Annotated in this window: 18 protein-coding genes; 8 read left to right on the top strand and 10 right to left on the bottom strand. The window is 67.7% G+C overall.

Features of this window, described 5'->3' with window-relative positions; genetic code table 11:
- Positions 1–30: 30 nt before the first annotated feature.
- Together D3877_RS02190 and D3877_RS02185 are read right to left on the bottom strand one after the other, a co-directional pair.
- Entirely contained in the window at positions 31–243 is a 213-nt protein-coding gene (locus D3877_RS02190; protein WP_119829134.1) for a cold-shock protein, read from the bottom strand.
- A 258-nt stretch (positions 244–501) separates the two neighbouring features.
- Entirely contained in the window at positions 502–1,485 is a 984-nt protein-coding gene (locus D3877_RS02185; protein WP_158599763.1) for a DUF2061 domain-containing protein, read from the bottom strand.
- A gap of 184 nt (positions 1,486–1,669) precedes the next feature.
- On the opposite strand from D3877_RS02185, the gene D3877_RS02180 reads away from it, so the two are divergent.
- Positions 1,670–2,485 carry a TrmH family RNA methyltransferase gene (locus tag D3877_RS02180; RefSeq protein WP_119829132.1) on the top strand — a complete coding sequence of 272 codons (816 nt, stop codon included), beginning with the start codon at positions 1,670–1,672 and terminating at the stop codon, positions 2,483–2,485.
- Positions 2,482–4,725, top strand: a complete 2,244-nt coding sequence (locus D3877_RS02175; RefSeq protein ID WP_119829131.1) for a helicase-related protein — start codon at positions 2,482–2,484, stop codon at positions 4,723–4,725. The genes D3877_RS02180 and D3877_RS02175 overlap by 4 nt, the downstream gene beginning before the upstream one ends.
- A 10-nt stretch (positions 4,726–4,735) precedes the next feature.
- On the opposite strand, the gene D3877_RS30100 is transcribed toward D3877_RS02175, so the two are convergent.
- The 3 genes from D3877_RS30100 to D3877_RS02160 are packed head-to-tail and all read right to left on the bottom strand — an operon-like array spanning position 4,736 to position 9,373.
- A complete protein-coding gene (locus D3877_RS30100; RefSeq protein WP_199720676.1) occupies positions 4,736–6,037 on the bottom strand; it encodes a hypothetical protein in 1,302 nt (433 codons plus the stop codon).
- A gap of 40 nt (positions 6,038–6,077) precedes the next feature.
- Positions 6,078–6,521, bottom strand: a complete 444-nt coding sequence (locus D3877_RS02165) for a DUF29 domain-containing protein (protein ID WP_119829130.1) — start codon at positions 6,519–6,521, stop codon at positions 6,078–6,080.
- Positions 6,518–9,373: a [protein-PII] uridylyltransferase gene (locus tag D3877_RS02160; RefSeq protein ID WP_119829129.1), complete on the bottom strand. Its 2,856-nt coding sequence runs from the start codon at positions 9,371–9,373 to the stop codon at positions 6,518–6,520. Before D3877_RS02160 ends, D3877_RS02165 begins: the two co-directional genes overlap by 4 nt.
- A 200-nt stretch (positions 9,374–9,573) precedes the next feature.
- On the opposite strand from D3877_RS02160, the gene D3877_RS02155 reads away from it, so the two are divergent.
- A complete protein-coding gene (locus D3877_RS02155) occupies positions 9,574–9,900 on the top strand; it encodes a hypothetical protein (RefSeq protein WP_238474688.1) in 327 nt (108 codons plus the stop codon).
- 218 nt (positions 9,901–10,118) lie between these two features.
- Positions 10,119–10,454, top strand: coding sequence for a hypothetical protein (locus D3877_RS02150; RefSeq protein ID WP_119829127.1), 336 nt, complete (start codon positions 10,119–10,121; stop codon positions 10,452–10,454).
- Positions 10,455–10,503: 49 nt separating this feature from the next.
- Here D3877_RS02150 and D3877_RS02145 read toward each other — a convergent pair whose 3' ends face one another.
- Complete coding sequence (locus tag D3877_RS02145; RefSeq protein WP_119830733.1) at positions 10,504–11,013, bottom strand: hypothetical protein; 510 nt, start codon at positions 11,011–11,013, stop codon at positions 10,504–10,506.
- A 302-nt stretch (positions 11,014–11,315) separates the two neighbouring features.
- On the opposite strand from D3877_RS02145, the gene mutS reads away from it, so the two are divergent.
- A complete protein-coding gene (gene mutS, locus D3877_RS02140; protein WP_119830732.1) occupies positions 11,316–13,955 on the top strand; it encodes a DNA mismatch repair protein MutS in 2,640 nt (879 codons plus the stop codon).
- A 188-nt stretch (positions 13,956–14,143) separates the two neighbouring features.
- Here the strand turns inward: mutS and D3877_RS02135 are convergent, their stop codons facing one another.
- Together D3877_RS02135 and D3877_RS02130 are read right to left on the bottom strand one after the other, a co-directional pair.
- The gene (locus D3877_RS02135; protein ID WP_119829126.1) at positions 14,144–15,268 is read right to left on the bottom strand and encodes a fatty acid desaturase; all 1,125 of its coding nucleotides are present in this window, start codon (positions 15,266–15,268) and stop codon (positions 14,144–14,146) included.
- Positions 15,269–15,436: 168 nt separating this feature from the next.
- Positions 15,437–16,693, bottom strand: coding sequence for an Hsp70 family protein (locus tag D3877_RS02130; protein WP_119829125.1), 1,257 nt, complete (start codon positions 16,691–16,693; stop codon positions 15,437–15,439).
- Between the two features lie 235 nt (positions 16,694–16,928).
- Between D3877_RS02130 and D3877_RS02125 the strand changes: the two genes are divergently transcribed.
- From D3877_RS02125 to D3877_RS02115, 3 genes are read left to right on the top strand one after another with little or no spacing between them, the layout of a single operon-like run.
- Positions 16,929–17,165, top strand: a complete 237-nt coding sequence (locus tag D3877_RS02125; RefSeq protein ID WP_238474687.1) for a sulfurtransferase TusA family protein — start codon at positions 16,929–16,931, stop codon at positions 17,163–17,165.
- Between the two features lie 43 nt (positions 17,166–17,208).
- Positions 17,209–18,444 (top strand): DUF2478 domain-containing protein, encoded by a 1,236-nt coding sequence (locus D3877_RS02120; RefSeq protein WP_119829124.1) that lies wholly within the window; start codon positions 17,209–17,211, stop codon positions 18,442–18,444.
- 24 nt (positions 18,445–18,468) lie between these two features.
- Positions 18,469–18,801 (top strand): DUF1244 domain-containing protein, encoded by a 333-nt coding sequence (locus D3877_RS02115; protein ID WP_119829123.1) that lies wholly within the window; start codon positions 18,469–18,471, stop codon positions 18,799–18,801.
- Between the two features lie 18 nt (positions 18,802–18,819).
- Here the strand turns inward: D3877_RS02115 and D3877_RS02110 are convergent, their stop codons facing one another.
- Both D3877_RS02110 and D3877_RS02105 read right to left on the bottom strand, forming a co-directional pair.
- Positions 18,820–19,446, bottom strand: coding sequence for a glutathione S-transferase family protein (locus tag D3877_RS02110; protein ID WP_119830730.1), 627 nt, complete (start codon positions 19,444–19,446; stop codon positions 18,820–18,822).
- Between the two features lie 100 nt (positions 19,447–19,546).
- Positions 19,547–20,224: a substrate-binding periplasmic protein gene (locus D3877_RS02105; RefSeq protein WP_238474686.1), complete on the bottom strand. Its 678-nt coding sequence runs from the start codon at positions 20,222–20,224 to the stop codon at positions 19,547–19,549.
- Positions 20,225–20,265: the final 41 nt, after the last annotated feature.

The following is a 20,265-nucleotide window of genomic DNA, read 5'->3' as shown; positions in this document are numbered from 1 at the left end:
TCCGGTTGTCCAGAGTCGCCGTCATCAGGGTCAGTCCAAAGACTTGAGATTCTCAGCGGACATCTTTCCGCTCTTGCGGTCGGACACCAGCTCGAATTCCAGCTTTTGCCCTTCGCGCAAATCGCCCAACCCAGCGCGTTCGACCGCGCTGATGTGGACGAAGGCGTCGCTGCCGCCGTCATCCTGAGCGATGAAGCCAAAACCCTTTTGGCCGTTGAACCATTTTACGGTTCCCGTTGTCATGGAACCTCCTTCAAGACATGGAGTGGCGTTCCTGCAAGATTTGCAGGCCGTCGAATTCGCGTTTTTCGATCATATTCACGACGCGACCGCGCAAATCTGCGCCTCGTCACGTCATATGGTCATTCATCGACACACCCAAGATGGGGCTTTGTCGGATCGAATACAACAAATAATGAATAATATATTTTTAAGCTCCGCCATAAATTGGCGGAACTTGTTTCAACGTCACAAGAAATGCTATGACCTTTCGGACAAAGGTCAGAGCGTACCCGCCCCATCCGCGCCCAAACCGGGCAACTCGACCGACCGAACGACCGGGCCGCCGAAACGCTCCCACGCCAACTCATGACCAATGTACACAAATGGCCCGATGACGAAGGCGAAGGCCGACAGACCGGCGGCGGCGGCGACGTCGCCGATCACCGCGTAATTGGTCGAGAAATCCAGCGTGGTGACGATGCCGCGAAAGGTGATGGTCTTCCAAATCGTGCGGCCAAGCCCGCCACCCTCGGCGTTTTCGGTTGACCCGGCGTCGGTGGGCGGCGTCGCGGTCCAGTTGGGCAAAGCGGAGGCCCCGTCCAGCCGGTTGCGGAATCCCCGCTCAACCTGATCCCACGCCGCGTCCACCCATCCAGAATCCGGCGCCGACGGGGCGATTCCAGGAACCTCTCCGTTCCCCACCCCGCCATCGAAGGCGTAACGGACCTGAAGGGCGTCGCGCGGGTCGGTGACGCGAAAGCTGGCGGTCGCCCAACGCTCCGGCAACCGCCACCCCTGACGCTCCACCTCGCCCAAGGTCTGCACCCAAGCGGGATCAAGCGTGTCGCGGTCCGCCGCCCCCACCAGACTGACCCAGGCGCAAGACCCGTCATGGTCGGAGGCGTAACGAACGCGCGCCAGCGGCAAATCGGTGCGCTCGCAGGCCGGGGCCTTGCCCCACAGCGGATCGGCGCCGGGGCTGGCCACCTGAATCAGCGCCGCCCCGTCCACGCTCTGGTCGCGCACGCGCACAAGGCTGAGGCTGGTCACGGCGCCGGGCTTGTCCAGGGTCGGCGGCGAGAACACCGCGCGGCCCGTCAGCCGCCACTCGCCATCCGGCAGCGGGATTTGCTTGCCGTCAACCGTCAGAACCCCGCTCAACACCGCCGAGGGGTCCGGCGACGGCGCGTCCGCCGCCATGGCGAACGTCGGCTGGAGCGTCAACGCGCACAGCGCGCCGAGCAGGATGGAACGAAAGCGCATCGGATGATCCTGGCACGCACTCACAATCGCTCTCCAGCTTGCCGGGGAAACAGGGACGGATCGAAGCGTTGTTTTATACGATGACCGCGCGGCGTGGAAAGCTTTGGCGGAATGCTCTAAGCATGGGGCCGCCCGCCCTGCCCTGCCGCCCGCCCTGCCCCTTGACCATCGCGAGTCGCCGCCCGTGCCGATCCTGATTCCCATCGACGATCCCGACGATCCGCGCATCGCCGCCTACCGCGACGTGCGGGAACGCGATCTGGTCGGGCGCGACGGGCATTTCATCGCCGAGGGGGCCGTGGTGGTGCGCAGTCTTGTGATGGCGTCCGGCCATCGCGCGCGGTCGCTGCTGCTGGCCGACAAGCGGGTGACGGCGCTGGAGCCGCTGCTCGCCAAGCTGCCCGCCGACACGCCGGTCTATGCCGCCGGGCAGGCCGTGCTCGACCGCATCGTCGGCTTTCCGCTGCACCGGGGCATTCTGGCGTTGGGGGAGCGCGCGCCGCAGCCAAGCGCCGCCGATCTGCTGGCCGCCATGCCCGCGCGGGCGCGGGTGGTCATGCTGTTCGGCATCGGCAACCACGACAATCTCGGCGGCATCTACCGCAACGCCGCCGCCTTTGGCGCCGATGGGGTCATTCTGGATTCCGGCTGCTGCGACCCGCTCTACCGCAAGGCGATCCGGGTGTCGGTCGGGGCGACGCTGCTGGTTCCCACCGCCCGGCTGACGGCGGGGGAGGATCCGCTCGCCCTGCTCGACGCCCTGGGGTTCGAGGGGGTGGCGCTCAGCCCCAGCGGGGCGGAAACCCTGGCGCGGATGGTCCCGCCACCGCGCGCCGCCCTGCTGTTCGGATCGGAAGGGCCGGGCCTGCCGCCCGCCCTGCTGGCCCGCGCCCGCAGCGTGCGGATTCCGATGGCGGGCGATTTCGACTCCCTGAACGTAGCGACGACCAGCGGCATCGTCCTGCACCATTGCGCCGCCGACCAGGACGCCCCGCGATGACCGACGACGCCCCCAATGCCCAAGACGCTGATGGCGACGCCTTCCCCGCCGCCGACCCGCATCTGATCCACGACCTCGCCCTCGCCCATCCGGAGGTGACGACGCTGGGGGCCGCCGGGCTGCTCCGCCTGTCCGACGCCGAGGGGCGCGGGCTGGTCGCGCTGGGGTTGCCGCTGCCCAAGGGCAAGCGCGACCTGCTGGTTCCCGCCGACCGCCGGGCCGGGATCCTGCTGGAAATCCAAGGCCGGGTTGACCGCGCGCAACGGCGCGACGCCCTGCTCGCGCAAGCCCGCCGGGCGTTGCCGGACGCAAGCGCGGCGCTGCTGTCCGCCGACGACCGCACCCGCGTGCGGGCGGTGCGCGAGGATTGCTTGCGCTGGCCCGGCCTGCCGCTGCCGGTGCGGCTTCAGGCCAGCCGGACGCTCGACGCGCTGGAACTGGCCGATCTGGACGATGCCACGCTGGCCGCGCGGCTGACCCAAGACCCGACATTGACTCTGGCGCTGGAAGACGCCCTGTCGCGCGTCGCCGCCGCCCTGCGCCGCTACGCCGAGGAGATTGGCGAGCCGCCCGACGACTGGACTTTCGCCGCCTTCGCCGACCGCCTGTCGCGCGCCGCCCGCAACCGCTTCGACGCCGACGATCTGCTCGACCGTTGGGAGCGGGAGCACGACCAATGGCGGCGCGACCGGGCGGAGGGGCGCGGGCGGGCCTATGTCAGCCGCCATTTCGATTTTTCCCGCTTCGAGCATCTGTTCCCGACCGCGCGCGGCCTGAAACGCAAGCTGGTTCTGGTGATCGGGCCGACCAACTCCGGCAAGACCCACCGCGCCATCGCCGCGCTGCGCGCCGCCCGCGACGGGGTTTATCTGGCCCCGCTGCGCCTGCTGGCCTTGGAGGTGATGGAACGGCTGAACGCCGACGGAACCCCAACCACCCTGGTGACGGGGGAGGAGGAGATCCGCACCCCCGGCGCCCGCCACACCGCGTCCACCATCGAGCTGATGGATCCCAACCGCCCGGTCGAGGTCGCGGTGATCGACGAAATCCAGATGCTGGCCGACCCGGAACGCGGCTGGGCCTGGACCGCCGCCTTGATCGGGGTTCCCGCCGACACCCTGTTCATTCTGGGCGCGCCGGAGATCCGCCCGCTGGTGGAGCGCGCCGCCGCCCATCTGGGCGAGCCGCTGGAGGTGGTGGAGCTGGAGCGCAAGACGCCGCTGACCCCGCTCGACCGCCGCCTGGATTGGCCGGAGGTGGAGCCGGGCGACGCGTTGATCGCCTTTTCCCGGCGCGAGGTGCACAGCGTGCGCGACACGCTGCTGGCGCGCGGGCTGTCGGTCGCCGCCGTCTATGGCGCGCTGGCCCCCGCCGTTCGCCGCCGCGAGGCGGCGCGCTTTCTGTCGGGCGAGGCCGACGTCGTGGTGGCGACCGACGCCATCGGCATGGGGCTGAACCTGCCCTGTCGCCGGGTGCTGTTCACCGCGCTGGAAAAATTCGACGGCACGTCCGTCCGCCCGCTGACCGCCACCGAGGTGAAGCAGATCGCCGGACGCGCCGGGCGATTCGGCCAGCATGAGGAGGGGTTTTACGGAGTCATCGGGCGCGGCACGCCGCAAGCGCTGCGCCAATTGCTGGAGCGGCCCGACGCGCGCCTGCGCGCCGACGCGCCGTTGCCGGTGCGCCCGTCCCGCGCCATGCTGGCCCGGTTGGCCGAGCATCTCGGCGGGGCCGAAACCCGCCTGCTGGTCGATTGCTTCACCGAGGGCAACAGCGCGGCGAAAACCGCCGGGTCGCCCTTCCGCCTGTCCGACCTGTCGGCGCTGCGCCGCGCCGCCCTGCTGGTGGATTCCCGGCGTTTGAGCCTGTCCCAGCGCCTGGATTTGCTGCTCGCCCCCGCCGATCTGGACGATGCGGCGGACGCCCGCGTCTTCGCCGCCATCCTCGACGCCATCGAAGCGGGGGAGCGGCTGCCGCTGGCCCGCCTGATGCCCGACCGGCTGGACGGGTTGGAGGCCGACGCGCTGGAAGCCTATTCGCGCGCCTGCGACCTGTATTTCTGGGCCGCCCGCAAATTCCCCGACTCCCTGCCCGACCGCGACCGCGTGCGCGCCGCCCGCGACGCCATCGGCCAACGCCTGTCGGAGAAACTCGCCTCCCGCGCCCGCCGCCGCGAACCGCCGCCCGCCGCCGGTTTCCGGGGCGCGCCGCGCAAACGGTTCGGCCCGAAACGGCGGTGAGGGTGGCGAATCAGGCTTGCTTGAGGAACAGCGAGACGGATTCGTTGTTCAGCGGCGCGCCGATCACCGTCCAACGCCCGGCGCGGAACTGGAACAGATCAAAGCGCGCGGTCGGGCGACCGCTGCCATGCAGAAAGACCAGGCTGTGGCCGGTGATCCGCCACGCCGCCTCGCCAACGCGCCCGCCCTCGACCCGGCCATCGGGCAGAAGACGCAGGCCGCAGAGCCGGTTTCCCGCGACATCCTCCAGGCTCCACGCCCCGACGGTCAGATCGACCGGCAAGGCCGCCGACGGCGCCGCGACCGGCGCGGGGGAGTCCAGCGTCGCCGCCGTGGGGGAGCGCAGGAAATAGGTCTGTCCGGGCCGGTTCGGGTCTTGGCCCGTCAAGCCGGACGCGGGCATCCCGCCGCTTGGCAGAGCGAAGCGCACCGATGGCCGACCATCGGCGTCGTAAAAGGTCAGCCCGTCATCCTCCACCGACCAATAGCGCACCCGCGCGTCGTCGCCGCCGGTGACGCCGCCATCCGCCGCCAAGGCGAGCGTCGTCACCGCCCGCCCTTCCGCCGGACCAAAGGACCAGACGCTGTTCTCCAGAATCAACGGCCCGCCCGTTTGGGTTGGTTGGTTCGGGGTTGGTTGGGGCTGGACGGGTTGAGGCTGGATGACTTGCTGTGGAATCGGCTGCGTCTCCGCCCATGGGGGCGACGATAAAGACGCGGCCTGCCCGCCGCCATCGACCACCCGCAGCGACGACAGCGGCACGGTTCCGTGTTGGCTGGTGAAGGTCAGCGTCCAGCCATGGCCCTGCTGCTGCGACACCCCGGAAATCCGGTGGTCGGCGGTGTCGTAAAGGGTCAAGGCCCCGGCGATCTCCACCGCCAAACGGCACGCGTCGGCGAAATAGGCGTAACGCAAATCATTCTGCGCGCCGCTGGCGTTGGGCGCGCCCAACCCGCTTGGCCACCAATCACCACCCGAGCCGCCGCCCGAGCCGCTTCCAAAGCCCGGCGCCGCCGCGTCCTCCCGCCACGTCCCCGGGGCCGGGTTCAGCAGCAGGGCGGCAAGGTCGTTGCACAGCCCGTCCACGGTGGCCTTCAGCGCGTTGTTGAACAGGTCGCTGACCATGGTCATGCCGCCCTGCATCCACTGCCCCGCCCCGCCGAATTCCGGGTGGTTGAATTGGGCCATGGTTCCGCCGCCGTTGGTCAGCGCCGCCAGCATGGACCGCGCCGCGTCGTCGCTGACGCCGCGACGGCGGGCGATTCCGGCCAACTGCTCCTGGCCTTCGGTCGTCAAACTCCGCATCGCCATCGGCGTGCTCCTGTGTTCGTTCCGTATCGGGCTGACCCGATCAATCGGTCTGTTCCGGCCAAAAACCGGCGTCCATCATCTGCGCGAAGCTGTAGGGGCATTCCACCGGAAACACCCGCCGGGGCAAGCCGGTTTCTTTTTCCGCCTCGATCAAGGCCAGACGGTAGGCGTCCTGAATGGCGGAATCGAGCCGGGCCTTGAGGCTTGGGTTGTCGTCGAGGTGGCTGGACAGGCGGTAACGCTGCTCCTCAACGCTCAAACGCCAACTGTTGCCGCGCAAGCCGGGTTGAAACTGCCATTTCAGCAGGTGAAGCGCCAGAACGACCAAGCGGTTGACCAGCTCGCGCTTCTCGCTCCGGCCCATGCTCTCGATCTCCTCGGCGATGTGGGCGATGTCGGCGTCGCTCAGCTTTCCGGCGCGCAGCAACGCCGCCTGCTCGTTCGCCCAGGCGTAAAAGTCGGTGTCATAGAGGGACGCGCTCACGCCGGTTCCTCCTCCTCCGCCGCCTTGGTCCGGGCGCGTTTGACCGGGGCGGGGGGCGGGGCTTCGCCCGACGGGTCGGCCAGCGCGTGCAACAGACGCTCGCGGATTTTCGCCAGCTTCCCGTCGTGCGTCACCTTCAGGCCGAACACGTCCTTCACGTAAAAGACGTCGATGGCCTTCTCGCCAAAGGTCGAGATCTTCGCCGAGGAGATCTGAAGCGTCAGGTTCGACAGGGCGCGGGTCAGATCATAGAGCAGGCCGGGACGGTCGCGCCCGTTCACCTCGATCACCGTGTGGGTGGTGGAGGCGGCGTTGTCGATCAACACGCGCGGCGGCACATGGAAGACGCGGGTGCGGCTGGCGTGGGAGGTCTTGCGCGTCGCCAGTTCCTGCAACGGCTTCAACTGCCCGGACAGCACCCGTTCGATCATCACCGACAGCTTGGCCAGCTTGTCGCCGCTCTCAAACGCCCCACCCGCCCCGGCGTCCTGGACCGAGAAAACGTCCAACGCCATGCCGTTGGTCATGGTGAAAATGCGGGCGTCCACGATGTCCGCCCCCGACGCGGCGAAGGCCCCGGCGAGGCGGGAGAACAGGCCGTGGTGATCGCTGGCGTAGATCGTCACCTCCGTCACCGCCCGGTTGCGGTCGATGCGGGTGTCCACCGTCAGCTCGCGCTTGTCACGCTCCGCCCCGCGCAGGATGCGGGCCTGGTGGGCCAACGTCTCCGTGTCGAAGGCCAGCCAATAAGCGGGGTAGCCGAGAGTCTTGTGATGCTCGTAAGCCGCGTCGTCAAAGTCGGTCAGCTCGTCGCGCAGGGCGGCTTGGGCGGCCTGGATGCGGCGCCCGCGCCCCTCCACCGTCATGCCGCCGGACATCACCTCTTCGGAACGGTTGTAAAGCTCGCGCAGAAGCGCGGCCTTCCAATTGTTCCAGCGCTGCGGCCCGACCGCGCGGATGTCGGCCACCGTCAGCACCAGCAGCAGGCGCAAGCGTTCGGGCGATTGGACCAGGGCGACGAAATCGCGGACGGTCTTCTCATCCTCCAGATCGCGTTTGAAGGCGGTGTGCGACATGGCCAGATGCCAACGCACCAGCCACGCCACGGTTTCGGTTTCCTCCGCCGTCAGCCCCAAACGCGGACACAGCTTTTCCGCCACCCGCGCGCCCAGAACCGAATGGTCGCCGCCGCGCCCCTTGGCGATGTCGTGCAGCAGGACGGCGACGTACAGCGCGCGTTTGGAAACGACCTTGTGGATCACCTCCGACGACAGCGGCAGCTCGTCCACCAGATCCCCGGCGGCGATCTTGTGCAGGATGCCCAGGGCGAACAGGGTGTGCTCGTCCACCGTGTAGACGTGGTACATGTCGTATTGCATCTGCGCCACCACCCGACCGAAATCGGGGATGAAGCGGGCCATCACCCCGGCCTCGTTCATCCGGCGCAGGGTGATTTCGGGATCCTTCATCCCGGTCAGAATGTCGAGGAACAGCCGGTTCGCCTCCGGGTCCGACCGCAGTTTCGGCCCTATGGCCGTCAGGGAACGGGTGATCGAGCGCAGGGCGTTCGGGTGGACGTCGATGTCGTTGATCTGGGCGGTGTGGAACAACCGGATCATGTCGATCGGCTTGTCCTTGAACTGGCGCTCGTCGCGCGCGTTCAGCCGCTCGCCATCGACGACGAAACCATCCACGTCCTTGCGCCGGGCGACGGTGGCCAGACGCAGCAGGTTGAATTTCGGCGGGCGTTTCGATTCCGCTTCCAGCGCCGCGCAGAAGATGCGCGTCAGATCGCCGACGTCCTTGGCGACCAGGAAGTAATGCTTCATGAAGCGTTCGACGCCCTTGGTCCCGGCATGGTCAGTGTAGCCCATGCGCGCGCCGATGGAGGTCTGCACGTCAAAGGTCATGCGGTCTTCCAACCGCCCGGTCAAATAATGCAGGTGGCAGCGCGCGGTCCACAGGAAGTTCTGCGCCTTGGCGAAGCGCTGCGCCTCCTCCGGCATCAGCACCTTCTTGCCGACCAGCTCATCGACGCCTTCGACCCGGTAGAGGTATTTGGCGATCCAGAACAGGGTTTGCAGATCGCGCAGGCCGCCCTTGCCGTCCTTCAGATTGGGTTCCAGAACGTAACGGCTGTCGCCCATCTTCAAATGGCGGTTGTCGCGTTCGGCCAGCTTGGCCTCGACGAATTCCGGGCCGGTGCCGATGACGACGTCCTTGTCGAAACGCTTGCGCAGCTCGGCGAACAGCTTGCCCGGCCCCCAGAGATAGCGGGATTCCAGGATCGCCGTGCGGATGGTGACGTCGGCCTTGGACTGGCGGATGCACTCGTCCACGCTGCGCACCGCATGGCCGACCTTCAGCCCCAGATCCCACAGGATGTAGAGCATGTATTCGACGACCTGCTCCACGCGCGGGGTGCGCTTGTAGGGCAGCAGGAACAGAAGGTCGATGTCCGACGCCGGCGCCAACTCCCCCCGGCCATAGCCGCCGGTCGCCGAGATGTCGAACACCTCGCCCGACGTCGGGTTGGCGGTGGGGAAGATGTGCAGAACGGTGAAATCGGCCAGCGAGCCGATCAGCCGGTCGGCCAGATAGCAATTCTCCCGCACGCAGTCTTCGCCGGAGCCGCCCGCCTCGAAGCGCTTGCGCACCTCCTCCCGCCCGTCCGCGAGCGTGCGGCGCAGGCAGGCGATCAAAGCGGGGCGGAGTTTGTCGCCCGTGCCATGTTCGGCCACCAACGCCTCAAGCTCGCCCGACAGCTTTCGCCGCGAGATGATCGCGCGCTTGTTGGGAATCGTGTGGGGCTTGGGCGGGGCGAGCGGCGCGGCGGCGCGTGCGGACAGCATGAAGGGAACCGACCTCACATCATCGGCTGTCCGGGCTGGACAGACCGTTTGAACTATAACGGCAAAGTCCGGCCTTGGCACGCCTGATGGCGGAGGGGCGGATCTGGGTTGAAATTCGTCCCGCCTGTGACCGCCGTCACTGTTCGGTCTGGATTTCCAGACCAGGATGAATGGCAGCGTTGGCGAGAAGGCGGTGGATCATGGTCGGCAACATGGAGAGCGGGCGGCGGGAGTTGGCGGGCTTGGGCGACGCCCTGACCATGGCCGAACGCGGGCTGGACGGCCAGCAATCGCCCGCCGCGCTGATGGCCCGCCTGCTGCGGGTCGCCCGGCTCTACCCAAAGGCGGTGGACGAGACGCTGATGTGGCAGATCACTGATCTGGTCGCCGGGCGCGACATCGCCGACAGCTTCAAGCTGGTGGTCATCCGCATGGGCTGGGCCTCCATCCTGCAAGCCGAGTTCAAGGCCCATGGGCTGCAAGTCGCCGGATGTCCCAAGATTCACCGCCACGCCCGCGCCGCTTGAGCCTTCACGCAAGAAAGCGACGCTTGGGAAGAAATTTCCCACCGGAAAAAACAACCGGCGCGATCCTGCCCGCGCGCGGCGGCTTTGACCTCCCACCATCCGGTCAACGCTCTGTTCCAACAGAGTTTTCTGTTTTGGCATGATGTCTGCTTGGCGTTTCGGCGCGTCGCCCGGCTTTCCGGTTGCGGCGCGAACCCCGCCGTTTCGGGACGCCCGCCATGCAGATCACCGGCTATTCCAGCTACGCGACCAATCCCTACGCCCAAACCCGTTCCACGACCAAGAGCGGCGCGAGCGAGAGCGGCGCGTCAAACGGCGAGGTCGCCGCGCCGAAAACCAGCGCCGCCGACGCCTTCCTCGCCGAAGCGAAGAAGACGCCCGCCCAGCGCATCCGCGACGATTGGCTGGCCCGTCACAAGATGTCCGAAGAGGACCTCCAGTCGATGGATTCCAAGAAACGGGAAGCGATCGAAAAAGAGATCGCCGAAGAGATCAAGCGCAAGCTGAGCGGCAAGGACGCGCAACGCGGGGCGGCGCTGAACATGGTCGCCTGACCCTCCGCCCCTCGCCGCCCGCCCCTCGCCGCTTTCCTGCGACCTCGCCTTACGCCTCGCGCGCCGACAGATGGACGTTCTGCCCGCCCTCGCGCTCCAGCAGGGCCGTGGCGCGCAACTCATGCTCGTCGTCCGTGACCGCCACCCACAGGATGACGCCGCCCGCCTCCAGCGCGCGGGAGAATTCGTCCGGCTTGGGGTGGCTGGTCAGCTCGTCCAGATAATCCTTGATCGCCACGCCGCCCAAACCAGCGGCGACCAGGGCGGCGACCGCCGCCTCGATGGGGCCGCCGACGATGGCGATCAGCCCGGCGGTGGTCAGCGGGAAGGCGTATTTCAACTCGCCCACCAGCCCGGTCAACGCCTCGTCGCGCGGCTTGGCCGCCTTGGGGTCGGCGGCTTCCAGCGAGGTGTGGGTGGCCAGGATCGACAGATCCGAACGGTCGAATCCATCCCCCAGCAGCGCGGCGACCGCCTGGTCGAAATCGGCCCGGCTGGTGAACAAGGCAACGACCTCCCGCACCTCGCGGGGGGCGCCGTCTGTGGTCGATTGCGTCATGATGGCCGACTCCCGGTCGTTTGATTCGTTGTTTTCAGGAACCGGCGCGCGCGCCGCGCCGCCGGAACCACCCCATTGAACGACCCGGCGCGCGCGCCCGTCAATGGCAAGCCGATGAAATCGCAATCATTCGCGCGCGTCTGATTGTCCCAGCGCCCGCCGCCCTTCGCAGCGTGTCGCCGCCGCCTGGACCGCGTGCTAGGGTGCGCCGCCTCATCGCCGCCCCTTACCCTTTCAAGGTCGAGTTTCCCGCCGTGTCCGACACCGCCGCCGACATCGTCATCCCGCCCGACGCCACGCCGATGATGGCGCAGTATCTGGAGATCAAGCGGGCGCACCCGGATTGCCTGCTGTTCTACCGGATGGGCGATTTCTACGAGATGTTCTTCCAGGACGCGGTGCAGGCCGCCGCCGTGTTGGACATCGCGCTGACCAAGCGCGGCCAGCATCTGGGCGAAGACATCCCGATGTGCGGCGTGCCGGTCCATTCCCACGAAAATTACCTGCAACGCCTGATCCGCCAGGGTATTCGCGTCGCCATTTGCGAGCAGATGGAGGACCCGGCGGAGGCCAAAAAGCGCGGGGCCAAATCGGTGGTCAAGCGCGGCGTCATCCGCATCGTCACCCCCGGCACGCTGACCGAAGACAGCCTGCTCGATTCCCGCTCCTCGAACTGGTTGGCGGCCATCGCGGAAACGGCGGGCGGCGTCGGGCTGGCGTGGCTGGAGATGTCCACCGGCGAGCTGGTGGTCCAGCCGGTGGAGCGCGTGGGGCTGGGCGCGGCGCTGGGCCGCCTCGACCCGCAAGAGGTGCTGATTTCCGAAAAACTCGCCCAACAGCCCGACCTGTTCGAGCTGTGGGGCGAATGGAAATCCCGTTTGACCATCCAACCCAACCCGCGTTTCGACAGCGAAAACGGCAAGCAACGCCTGCAAAGCCTCTATGGCGTCGGCACGCTGGACGCCTTTGGCCTGTTCACCCGCGCCGAGGTGGCGGCGGCGGGCGCGCTGGTCGGCTATGTCGAGTTGACGCAGAAGGGCCGGGTTCCCCGCCTGTCGCCGCCGCGCCGCGTCGGCCCCGGCGCGGTCATGGAGATCGACGCCTCGACCCGCCGCAATCTGGAGTTGACCCGCACCCTGACCGGCGAGCGGCGCGGCAGCCTGCTGGCCACCATCGACCGCACGGTGACGGGGGCCGGGGCGCGGCTGCTGTCGGCCCATCTGTCGGCCCCGCTGACCGACCCCGCCGCCATCGCCGCCCGCCTGGACATGGTGGAGTTCGCCCAGACCGAGGAGCGTTTGCGCGGCGGTCTGCGCGAGACTCTGCGCCGCTGCCCCGATTTGGAGCGCGCCCTGTCGCGCCTGACCCTGGGGCGCGGCGGCCCGCGCGATCTGGCGGCGGTGCGCGACGGCTTGATTCAGGCGGCCATCGTCCGCCAACTGTTGAACGACGTCAGCCCGCTGCCCGAAGGCTTGGCGCTGGTGGATCGCCGTCTGGGCGAGCATGGCGAATTGGTCGGCACCTTGGCCCAGGCGCTCGCCCCCGACTTGCCCTTGTTGGCGCGCGACGGCGGTTTCATCGCGCGCGGCTATTCCTATCCGCTGGACGAGCTGGTGACGCTGCGCGACGAAAGCCGCCGTTTGATCGCCGGGTTGCAGACCAAATACGCCGACCTCGCCGGGGTGCCGACGCTGAAGGTCAAGCACAACAACGTGCTGGGCTATCACATTGAAGTCACCGCCGCCCACGGCGACAAGCTGATGACCGGCAAGGGGCGGGAAACCTTCATGCACCGCCAGACCATGGCGAACGCCGTGCGCTTCGGCACCGTGGAACTCTCCGACCTGGAGCGCCGGATTTCGGAGGCCGCCGACAAGGCGCTGGCCGTCGAAGTCGGCCTGTTCAACGAGTTGGTGGACGCGGTGACGGCCCGCGCCGACGCCATCGCGCTGGCCGCCCACGCGCTGGCCGAGTTGGACGTCGCCACCTCGCTGGCCGAATTGGCGGCGGAACGGCGCTACACCCGGCCCCTCATCGACGATTCGCTGGCCTTCTCGATCCAAGGCGGACGGCACCCGGTGGTGGAGGCGGTGTTGGACGCCGCCCACGCCGGTCCCTTCGTCGCCAACGATTGCGATCTGGCCCCCGACAACCGGCTGTGGCTGCTGACCGGCCCGAACATGGCGGGCAAATCGACCTTTCTGCGCCAAAACGCCCTCATCACCGTGCTGGCGCAGATCGGCAGCTTCGTTCCCGCCGAGCGCGCCCACATCGGCGCGGTGGATCGCCTGTACAGCCGCGTCGGCGCGGCGGACGATCTGGCGCGCGGACGCTCCACCTTCATGGTGGAGATGGTGGAGACCGCCGCCATCCTCAACCAATCCAGCGCCCGCGCCCTGGTCATTCTGGACGAGATCGGGCGCGGCACCGCCACCTTCGACGGTCTGTCCATCGCCTGGGCCTGCGTGGAAAGCCTGCACGACGTCAACCGCTGTCGCGCGCTGTTCGCCACCCATTACCACGAACTGACGATGCTGGCGTCCAAGCTTCCCGCCCTGTCCTGCCACACCATGCGGATCAAGGAATGGCAAGGCGACGTCGTGTTCCTGCACGAGGTCACGGCGGGATCCGCCGACCGCAGCTATGGCATTCACGTCGCCAAGCTGGCCGGGCTGCCCCCGGCGGTGGTCGGACGGGCCGAAGCGGTGTTGAAGCTGTTGGAATCGGGCGACCAGAACGCGGCGATCCACCGCTTGGCCGAAGATTTGCCGCTGTTCAGCGCCGCCCTGAAACGCGCCCCCGCGCCGACCACCGACAGCGCCCCGCCGCCCAGCGGTCCGTCGCCGGTGGAAGTGGCCCTGCGCGCCATCGACCCCGACAGCCTGACGCCGCGCGCCGCGCTGGACGAACTCTACCGCCTGCGCGGCATGGTGGGATCGTAACCTCACCCCTGCGACTGCCCTCTCCCGCCACGCGGGAGAGGGAGGGGACCCACGCGTCCGCGTGGGGAGGGTGAGGGGTTCGTCGTCGCGAACCCGCTTTTTCTTGCGAACCCCTCACCCGGCCCTTCGGGCCACCCTCTCCCGCTTGCGGGAGAGGGAATGAAGGGTGGGGGCCGTTCAAAAACCCCTTACGCCGCCGCCCGCAGGTCGCGGAACCCGATCATGCGCTGGTTGTCTTCATCAATCAGAGCCAGCTTGACGGTGGCGAAGCTCTCCCAAATCCCCAACTTGGCGACTTTCTGGAAATCCTGGATCGCCAGATGGCAATCGCGCAGGCGGTAATTCGGCACGCGCGAGGCCAGATGATGGACGTGGTGATAGCCGATGTAGCCGGTCATCCAATGCAGCCAGCGCGGCAGATCGTAGAAAGAGCAGCCTTCAATCGCCGCCTCGTGGAAATCCCACTCTTTCTGTTTGCGCCAATAGACGTTTTCAAACTGGTGCTGGACGTAGAACAGCCAAATCCCGATGGTCGCCGCCAGGATGACCACCGGCGCCCAAATCATCAGAACCTGCAACGCGCCGAAGGCCAGCATGAACAGGGTCAAGCCGCCGCCAATCATCACGTTGGTGGACAAAACGCTGATCCACGCCTTGACGTCGCGCTCCTGCCCGCTCAGCGGAAAGCGGAACTTCCACATGAACAGCAGCGTCGGGCCGATGCCGAACAGCACCAGCGGGTGGCGGTAGGCGCGGTAAAGGAAGCGTTGCCAGCGGCTGAGCGCCAGATACTCGCGCACCGTCAGGGTGTTGATGTCGCCGGTGCCGCGCTTGTCGAGATTGCCCGAGGTGGCGTGGTGGATGGCGTGATCGCGGCGCCACACCTCATAGGGGGTGACGGTGAAGACGCTCAGGCAACGGCCGACCAGATTGTTGGCCCAATCCGCCTTGAAGAAGGAGCCATGGCCGCAATCATGCTGAAGCACGAACAGGCGGGTCAGGAACAGCGCCGCCGGGACCGCCAGCAGCAGGGACAGCCAATAGCCGACCTCCAGCGCGTAGCCCATGGCCGCGACCAGCCCGGCGAGCGGCAACAGCGTGCTGGCCAACTGGCCGATGCTGCGCCTTGCCACCGGAGTCTTGTAATCGGCCAACCGTTCCGCCCACAACCGCGCCTGGGCCTTGCGGTCCTTGGCGGCGTTTGAGGGCGCGGCGCCGGATGGCGCGGCGCTTGACAGAATCGTGGTCGGGGTCAGGGTTTCGGTGCGCGACTGGGGGGCGCCGTGAGTCTGCGCCTGGGCAACGACGGTCATTGCGAAGGGGTTTCCGCGATCAAAAGGTGGCCTTGGGACATTCCCAGGTGAGAATTTCCGGTCGGCAAAATACCTGAAGATTCGGGGAAATACTGTCGCAAAAGTGGGGTGTGGCAAATTTTCTAAAATGTCACACGCCCGCCATCATCGCCGACGCAATGTTCGTCATCAGGCCCCGTAACGCCGTTGCGCCTCGACCGTCAAACCCAACCCGACGGAACCAAAAATGTTCCCCTCGACCACGCGGGCGTCGGGCGCTTCGGCCAAAATCGCCGCGCGGACCTGCGGCAGCAGGGTGGAGCCGCCGGTCAGGAACACCGCGTCGATCTGGTCGGCGGTGACGCCCGCGTCGGCCAGACAATCGCTGATCCGCGCGCCGATGCGCGCCGCCAGCGATCCGGTCGCCCGATTCAAGCCCGCGACGTCCACCGGCAAGGACAGCGCCCCGTCGCCCCAATCGAGCGCCAGCAGGGTTTCGTCATGGTCGGACAGGGCGATCTTGGCCCGCTCCACCGCCATCGCCAGCGCGTGGCCCTGGCGGTGTTCGACAATGCCGATCAAGCGTTCGATCTTCTCCGGCGCCGCCGAATCGCGCATCAGCCGCTCCAGCTCGGCCAGCGCCTTGGCGGTGTAGAGAAAATTGATCTTCGACCAGGTGGCGAGATCGTAATAGACGCTCTTGGGGGCCAGCAGCCCGACCCGCTTCAGGGCGCTGCCAAGCCCCAACTCCGGCATGGCGGTGGCGAGGCTGAGGTCGCGGTCGAAATCGGTGCCGCCGACGCGGATGCCGTCGTTGGCCAGAATGTCGCCCGCCCGGTCCGCCTTGCCGCGCCGATCCGGCCCGATCCGCACCACGGAAAAGTCGGACGTGCCGCCGCCGATGTCGGCGATCAACGCCAGCTCTTCGCCCGACACCTGCTGTTCGTAATCCAGCGCGGCGGCAATGGGTTCAAACTGGAAGGAGACATGGCGGAAGCCCGCCGCCCGCGCGATGGCCCCCAACGTCTCCTCCGCCGCCGCGTCGCCCGCCGCGTCGCCATCGACGAAATGGACCGGGCGTCCGACCACGACGTCGCCCAATTCGCGGCCGAGAGTCGTTTCCGCGCGTTTCTTCACCGTGTCCAGGAAGGTGCCGATGACGGCGCGGAAGCTGATGCGGCCCTTGCGCAGCGCGGTGTCGGCGTCGATCAGATCGGTGCCGAGCATCGACTTGATCGAGCGCATCAAGCGGCCCTCGACCCCCGACACGTAGGAATCGACCGCCGCCTGCCCAATGGTCACGGCGTCCGCCTCGAAATCGAAGAAGACGGCGGTGGGCAGCGTGGTGCGCGTCCCGTCCAGCGCCAGCAGGCGAAAACCGTCCGTGGCGTCATGCACCCCAAGCGTGGTGTTGGACGTGCCGAAATCCAAGCCGCATGCCGTCATCGCTCGTGCCTCATTCCTTGACCGTCGGTCCTGCCCAGACGTCCGGGATCCGCAAAAGGGGCGAGCCTATAAACGCTCATCGCCCCGGGATCAAGCCGCCCGTTCGGCCAAGCCGCGCGCGCGCCGAACCGCCCGCCCCGGCGCAACCGGCTGGAGATGGCCGGAGGAACCGGCTACAGTCATGGCCGCGTTGAGGGTTTTCACGCAAACCAATCAGGGAGCGGGCGCGGTGCCGGTGAGAGAGCTTGACGTGACCGGGCTGCATTGCCCGCTGCCAATCCTACGCACCCGCGCCCTGCTCGACCAGATGGCGCTGGGGGAGGAGGTGATCGTGCACGCCACCGATCCCGCCTCGGTCATCGACTTCAAGCATTTCTGCAACACGACCGACAACGCGCTGATCGCCCATGAAACCCGGCCCGATCCGGCGCACGGCGCCCTGTTCGTCTACCACATCCGTCGCGGCGGCTGAGGCCCCCGCGTCGGCGTTCCCTTGCCCCAAGGATCCGCCGCCCATGACGCTTCCCCCCGCCGCCCTTCCGCCGTTGCGTCCTGGCGCGGTCGTCCATGGCCCCGGTTCGGCGGGGGTGGACACGCTGCTCGACGGCTTCGCGGCGGAGCTGAAGAGCCGGGGGTTCCGCGTCGGCGGGCTGGTCCAGCGCAACCATGGGGCCATCGACGATTGCGCCGAGGTGATGGAGTTGGTGGACGTCGCCACCGGCCACGCCTTTGACATCACACAGCGGCTGGGCCGGGCCTCGCAATCCTGCCGGGTCGATCCGACCGGGGTCGCCGACGCCAGCCAAGCGGTGCGCCGCGCCGTGGCCGAGCGGGTCGATCTGCTGGTGGTCAACAAATTCGCCGGTCTGGAGGCTCAGGGCGACGGGTTGGCGGACGAGCTGCTGTCCGGCATCGCCGAGGGGATCCCGGTGCTGACCAGCGTTGGCAGCCGCTTTCTCAACGAATGGCAGGGCTTCACCGGCGGCTTCACCGATCTGCTGACGCCGACGGAGGACGCGCTGTGGCGCTGGTGGGGGCCGCAGCGCCTCTACGACGATCTGCTGAACGGGGTGGCCGACGCCGACGTGCGCAAGGTGGTGATCGGCGCGAAATGGGTGCTGGTCGAAACCGCCGAGGGCTTGGGCGTCGCCGCCCGGCAATCCGCCGACACCAGCGCGGAAGACGCCATGCGCTGGGCCGGACGTGGCTTGCGCGATCTGGCGACGCTGGCCGCCCGCTCCTGGGATCCGCTGGACATCGCCGTCGGCGTCGCCGCGCTCAACGCCCATTACAACCGCCCGGACCTGACCGGCGCGCCGGGCAACGGGCTGGATCTCTTCGCGGCGGTGGAGGGCCGCGTGGTGGTGATCGGCGGCTTCCCGCAAATCGCCCAACGCCTGCCGCGCGCCCACATCATCGACATGAACCCGCGCGCGGGGGAGCATCCTGAACCCGCCTGCGATTGGCTGTTGCCGGGGGCGGACGCCGTCGCCGTCACCGCGTCGGCCTTCGCCAACCGCACCCTGCCCCGGCTGCTGCGCTTGGCGGTGGGCGCGCGGGTGGCGATGATCGGACCCGGCACGCCGTTGACCCCGCGCCTGTTTCGCTATGGCGTGGAATCGCTGGCCGGTTTCGTCGCCGAGGATCGGGCGGCGGTGGCCCGCGTGATCGCCAACGGCGGCGGCTCCCGCGATTTTCACCCCCATGGCCGGATGGTCACGCTGCACCGGCCCCCTATATCTCAGCCTTAAAGCCTTACATAGAGAGAGACCCCCATGGCCGACCTGGACCACCAGACCCGCATCGAGCTGGAAGCCGCAGCCTTTCGCGGTCTGGTCGCGCATCTGCAAAAGCGAACCGACGTGCAGAACATCGACCTGATGAATTTGGCGGGTTTCTGCCGCAACTGCCTGTCGAAATGGTACGCCGCCGCCGCCAAGGAACGCGGCGTGACGCTGAGCGACGAAGACGCCCGCATCGCCGTCTACGGCATGCCCTATGGCGACTGGAAGGCCAAACACCAGAAAGAGGCCAGCCCCGAACAGCAGCGCCAGTTCGAGGAGACCAAGCCCCTGCACGCCGAGATCAGCGGGCACAACGCCCGCTGACCGGCTTTTTCCATCGGATCACGCGCTGACGAAGAAGGGTTGGGCGATGGCCTGAAACGGCTCCAGCCCTTCGCAGGCGTCGGAATGGGCGGCCAGGGTTGGCCAGCGCTGACGATCAAAGACGGCGGGGTGCGCCTCGCCGATGAAGCGCAGGACGCAGCCGACGGCGATGTCGGCGTGACCGATGCGCTCGCCAAACCACCAGGGACCGGGCCGCGCCGCCCGGTCGGCCTCCAGCGCGTCGAGCACGCCGGACACCTGCGAGGTGCAACGCTCCACCCAAATCTGGGAGGAGGTTTCGTGCATCACCCGCTCATAGACCAGACTGACCGCCTTGTCCCCCAGCCCCATGGCCAGAGCGGCGATTTTCAGCGCGCGGCGCCGCTCCACGCCGCTGCGGGGGAACAGCGCCCGCTCCGGCCCGGCGATCTCGTCCAGCCAATCCAGAATGATCGCGCTGTCGATCAGCACGTCGCCATCGTCCAGCACCAGCGTCGGCACCCGCTTCAACGGGTTGTAGGCGGCCAGCGCGTCGGCGTCCCCGAACACGGACCAGGGCCGATGCTCGAACGGCATGCCATACAGCCGCAGGGCGATGGCGACACGGCGGACGAAGGGGGAGTCGTATTGGCCAATCAGGATCACCGCACGCTCCATAGGTCAGATTGCATCCGAGGGCGGATGTTACCACAGGGCCAGCCATCCCAAGGGCCAACCGTCATGCCCGCTGGGCAACCCTGCGCCGTCAATCCCGCGCGATGATCGGCGTCAGCTTGTAACGCGCCGCCGCCGCCGCCAACCGGCCATCGGCCTTGATCGCGGCGACGAAGGCGTTGACCCGCGCCAACCACGCCTCGTCCCCCGGCGCGACGGCGTAGGCATAGGGGGTGGGCTGCACCGGCTGGTCGGGGACGATCAACTGCGCCCAGGGGTGGAAGGCCAGCATCCTTTGACCATAGGGGTAGTCGGTCAGAAAGGCGTCGGCCCGACCGGCCTGCACCTCCTCCTCACGCTCTTGCGGGCGGGCGACGGCGACGATGCGGGCGCGGGTCATGGCGCTGCGCGCGTAACCGTCCATGAAGGTGCCGCTTTGAACGACGACGACGTTGCCCTCCTGATCCATGTCGGCCCAGCGGCGGATTTGCGCGTTGGTCTTGGTGGTGACGGCGTAGATGCCGCTGCGCAAATAGGGCTGGCTGAACGACACCTTCTCGGCGCGGGCGGGGGTGGCGCCGATGGCGAACATGCCGATGTCGCAGCGGTCGGCCAGAAAATCCTCAATGAAGCGGGGAAAGCTGGTTTCGACAAACTCCAGCGCCACGCCAAGGTCGGCGGCGAACGCCCCAGCAAGCTCGATGTCCACCCCCTCCAACGCGTTGGTGCGCGGGTTGCGGAACGAAATCGCGTAATAATCGGGCCACATGCAGACACGAAGTTTCTTGTCGATGGCAATTTTTTCCAACC

Origin of the sequence: Azospirillum cavernae (genome assembly GCF_003590795.1) — a bacterium.
Classification (GTDB): domain Bacteria; phylum Pseudomonadota; class Alphaproteobacteria; order Azospirillales; family Azospirillaceae; genus Azospirillum; species Azospirillum cavernae.
Note: the sequence above shows the minus strand (reverse complement) of the source record. Positions and strands in the feature narration are given on the sequence as shown.